4 protein-coding genes are annotated in these 3,681 nt (G+C 66.2%); all 4 read left to right on the forward strand.

What is annotated here, in order from left to right; genetic code table 11:
• A partial coding sequence (tilS, locus tag B5F88_RS18645; RefSeq protein ID WP_140402199.1) for a tRNA lysidine(34) synthetase TilS occupies positions 1-371 on the forward strand: 371 nt, incomplete at its 5' end.
• Positions 372-382: 11 nt separating this feature from the next.
• Entirely contained in the window at positions 383-937 is a 555-nt protein-coding gene (gene hpt, locus B5F88_RS18650) for a hypoxanthine phosphoribosyltransferase (protein WP_087348967.1), read from the forward strand.
• 55 nt (positions 938-992) lie between these two features.
• Positions 993-2,903, forward strand: coding sequence for an ATP-dependent zinc metalloprotease FtsH (ftsH, locus tag B5F88_RS18655; RefSeq protein ID WP_087348969.1), 1,911 nt, complete (start codon positions 993-995; stop codon positions 2,901-2,903).
• On the forward strand, positions 2,890-3,402 hold the full coding sequence (locus tag B5F88_RS18660) for an O-acetyl-ADP-ribose deacetylase (RefSeq protein WP_087348971.1): 513 nt from the start codon (positions 2,890-2,892) through the stop codon (positions 3,400-3,402). Before ftsH ends, B5F88_RS18660 begins: the two co-directional genes overlap by 14 nt.
• The last annotated feature ends 279 nt before the right edge of the window (positions 3,403-3,681 follow it).

Here is a 3,681-nt window from a genome sequence, read left to right on the forward strand (position 1 = left end):
CCACCCCCCTGAACCTGGACGGGGAGACCGCCCCGGAGGGCACCCCCTGGCGGTGCCGCTGCCAGACAACCACCTGCCCGGCGGAGGGGGAACCGGGTGTGCTCTATCTGTCCCGGGAGGCCGTGGAGGGGGAGCTGATGCTCCGGCCCCGGCAGACCGGGGACGAGATCGCCCTGCCCCGGCGGGGCGGGACCAAGACGGTGAAAAAGCTGTTTATTGACGAGAAGGTGCCCCGGCGGGACCGGGAGCGGGTGCCGGTGCTGGCCGACGGGGCCGGGGTGCTGGCGGTGGCGGGCTTCGGAGCGGACCAGAGCCGCCTGGCCCAGCCGGGTCAACCCGCCTATGCACTGATTTTTTGGAAGAAAGAGTGAGGAGACAAGGTATGGAACATATTCTGGACAAGGACGTGGAGCGGGTCCTCTTCTCTGAGGAGGAGCTGAAAAACCGGGTGGCGGAGATCGCCGCCGAGATCGACCGGGACTATGCCGGGAAGGAGCCGCTGCTCATCAGCGTGCTCCGGGGCTCCTTTGTATTCATGGCCGACCTGGTGCGGCAGATCCACCTGCCCTGCACGGTGGACTTCATGGCGGTGTCCTCTTACGGGGCGGGTACCTCCAGCTCCGGCCAGGTGAAGATCATCAAGGACCTGTCCGAGCAGATCGAGGGCAAGGACCTGATCGTGGTGGAGGACATTCTGGACAGCGGCAACACCCTGAGCTATCTGCTCCAGATCCTCCAGGCCCGCCACCCCGCCTCGGTGCGGCTGTGTACCCTGCTGGATAAGCCCTCCCGCCGGGTGAAAGAGGTGGAGCTGCACTACGCCGGCTTCTCCATCCCCGACTACTTCGTGGTGGGCTACGGCCTGGACTACGCGGAGAAATACCGCAACCTGCCCTACATCGGGGTGCTCAAGCCCTCGGTATACGGCGGGGAATAAGGGGAAAGATCTTGTCTGGAAAGGACGTGGCCATTCCTTGAAACGAAACGTAAGCATGCGGGATGTGGGCTTCTATCTGCTCATTGCCCTCATCCTGGTGATGACCATTTTCGCCCTGCGGGGCGGACTGGACAATCAGACGGCGGTGACCTACGGCCAGATCCGCCGCCTGCTGGAGGAGCAGCAGGTGTCCCAGGTGGTGGTGGAGGACAACACCGTCACCCTCTGGCTGAAGGAGCCGGCGGACGGGCAGGCCACGGTGCGCTATGACGTGGGCAACCCCCAGTGGTTCTACGACGACTTCAACGACCTCATTGTGGAGCAGCAGCGGCTGGGGATCATCGCCGACTACGACTATCCCCAGGGCTGGGTGCCCCCCTACTGGATGACCTATCTGCCCTGGGTGGCCATTCTGGTGGTGTTCGGCCTGCTGTGGTACTTCATGTTCCTGCGCCAGGCGGGGGCCGGCGGCGGAAGCGGGGGCGGCAGCGACCGCACCGCCCGGTTCGGCCGGGCCCGCACCCGCACCGGGGCCGACGAGCAGAAGAAGGTCACCTTTGAGGATGTGGCCGGAGCCGAGGAGGAGAAGGAGGAGCTGCGGGAGATCGTGGAATTCCTCCGGGACCCCAAGCGCTACCTGGAGCTGGGGGCCCGCATCCCCAAGGGGGTGCTGCTGGTGGGCCCGCCGGGCACCGGCAAGACCCTGCTGGCCAAGGCGGTGGCCGGCGAGGCGGGGGTCCACTTCCTGTCCATCTCCGGCTCCGACTTTGTGGAGCTGTACGTGGGCGTGGGTGCCAGCCGTGTCCGGGACCTGTTTGACCAGGCCAAGAAGAACTCCCCCGCCATTGTGTTCATCGACGAGATCGACGCCGTGGGCCGCCAGAGAGGTGCCGGTCTGGGCGGCGGCCACGACGAGCGGGAGCAGACCCTCAACCAGCTGCTGGTGGAGATGGACGGCTTTGGCAACAACGAGGGAGTTGTGGTCATGGCGGCCACCAACCGGCAGGACATCCTGGACCCCGCCCTGCTGCGCCCCGGCCGGTTTGACCGGCAGGTGTACGTGGGCTACCCCGATATCAAGGGCCGGGAGGCCATTCTGAAGGTCCACGCCCGCAACAAGCCCCTGGGGGACGATGTCTCCCTGGCGGAGCTGGCCAAGGGCACCGGCGGCTTCACCGGCGCCGACCTGGAGAACCTGATGAACGAGGCCGCCCTGCTGGCCGCCCGGCAGCACCACCGCTTCATTGCCATGAAGGATCTGAACGAGGCGGTGATCAAGGTCATCGCCGGGCCGGAGAAGAAGAGCCGGGTGGTCATCGAGCGGGAGCGGAAGCTCACCGCCTTCCACGAGGCGGGCCACGCCATCGTCATCCACGATCTGGAGACCCAGGACCCGGTACACCAGATTACCATTATCCCCCGGGGCATGGCGGGGGGCATGACCATCTCCCTGCCCCAGGAGGACGTCACCTTCCAGTCCAGGCGGCAGCTCACCGAGCGCATCGCCGTCTGCCTGGGGGGCCGGGCCGCCGAGCAGCTGGCCCTGGGCGACATCTCCACCGGGGCGGGCAACGACCTGCAGAAGGCCAGCGCCATCGCCCGGAACATGGTCACCCGCTACGGCATGAGCGACCGGGTGGGCAACGTGGTGTTTGACTCCGGCCATGGCGAGGTGTTCATTGGCCGGTCCATGGCCCAGACCAAGAACTACTCCGAGGAGGTGGCCGCCCTCATTGACGAGGAGGTCAAGACCCTCATCGACAACGCCTACGCCCGCTGCCAGGAGATCCTGTCCGCCCGGCGGAAGGAACTGGACTTTGTGGCCGACTATCTGCTGAAGTATGAGAACATGGACGCGGCCGAATTTGAGCTGGTGTTCACCGACCCCGCCGCCGTCCAGCCCCCCGCCGCCTACCGGGCGGTGGAGGCCGACGCCAAGGAGGAGGAGCGCCATGAGCAGGATTGACACCTTGCTGGGGGATATTACCCAGGTCCAGGCCGACGCCATCGTCAACGCCGCCAACTGCACCCTGCTGGGGGGCGGCGGTGTGGACGGGGCCATCCACCGGGCGGCGGGTCCGGAGCTGCTGGCCGAGTGCCGCACCCTGAACGGCTGCGAGACCGGCCGGGCCAAGCTCACCAAAGGCTACAGGCTGCCCGCGAAATACGTCATCCACACCCCCGGCCCCATCTGGAAGGGCGGGGACAACGGGGAGAAAGAGCTGCTGGCCTCCAGCTACCGCAGCTGCCTGGAGCTGGCGGTGGAGCACGGCTGCAAGAGCGTGGCCTTCCCCTCCATCTCCACCGGGGTGTACCGCTTCCCCCTGGAGCTGGCCGCCCCCATCGCGGTCAAAACCGTCCGGGCCTTTCTGGCGGACCACCCCCAGATTGAGCAGGTCACCTTCGTCTGCTTTTCCCAGCAGGTGAAGGACGCCTACGACAAGGCCCTGCGAGAGAGCCGGTAAGTTTCAGCCCCCGCGCCCAAGGCGCGGGGGCTTTTTCCTCCGAAGTAAGAAATCTGTAAGAGACGATTGTGTCGAATCCTGTTATAATGGAGAAAAACCACACCGAGGAGGCCCCATCGCCATGCCAATCCCCACACAGACCGTACCCCGCCGCCGGAGACAGCAGAGACGCCGCCGCCGGTTTCCCCTGATTCCCTTCCTGGTCCTTCTGGTGGCGGTGCTGGCGGTGATCAAGTGGATTGACCCCTTCGCCCCCAAGCCCGCCGCCCAGCAGCAGAC

It is taken from the genome of Flavonifractor sp. An306 (assembly GCF_002159455.1).
In the GTDB taxonomy this organism is placed as follows: domain Bacteria; phylum Bacillota; class Clostridia; order Oscillospirales; family Oscillospiraceae; genus Flavonifractor.

What these genes read in the sequence shown, in the direction of transcription:
- hpt (WP_087348967.1), top strand. Translation starts at nt 383, where the DNA reads ATGGAACATATTCTGGACAAGGACGTGGAGCGGGTCCTCTTCTCTGAG.
- ftsH (WP_087348969.1), top strand. Translation starts at nt 993, where the DNA reads ATGCGGGATGTGGGCTTCTATCTGCTCATTGCCCTCATCCTGGTGATG.
- B5F88_RS18660 (WP_087348971.1), top strand. Translation starts at nt 2,890, where the DNA reads ATGAGCAGGATTGACACCTTGCTGGGGGATATTACCCAGGTCCAGGCC.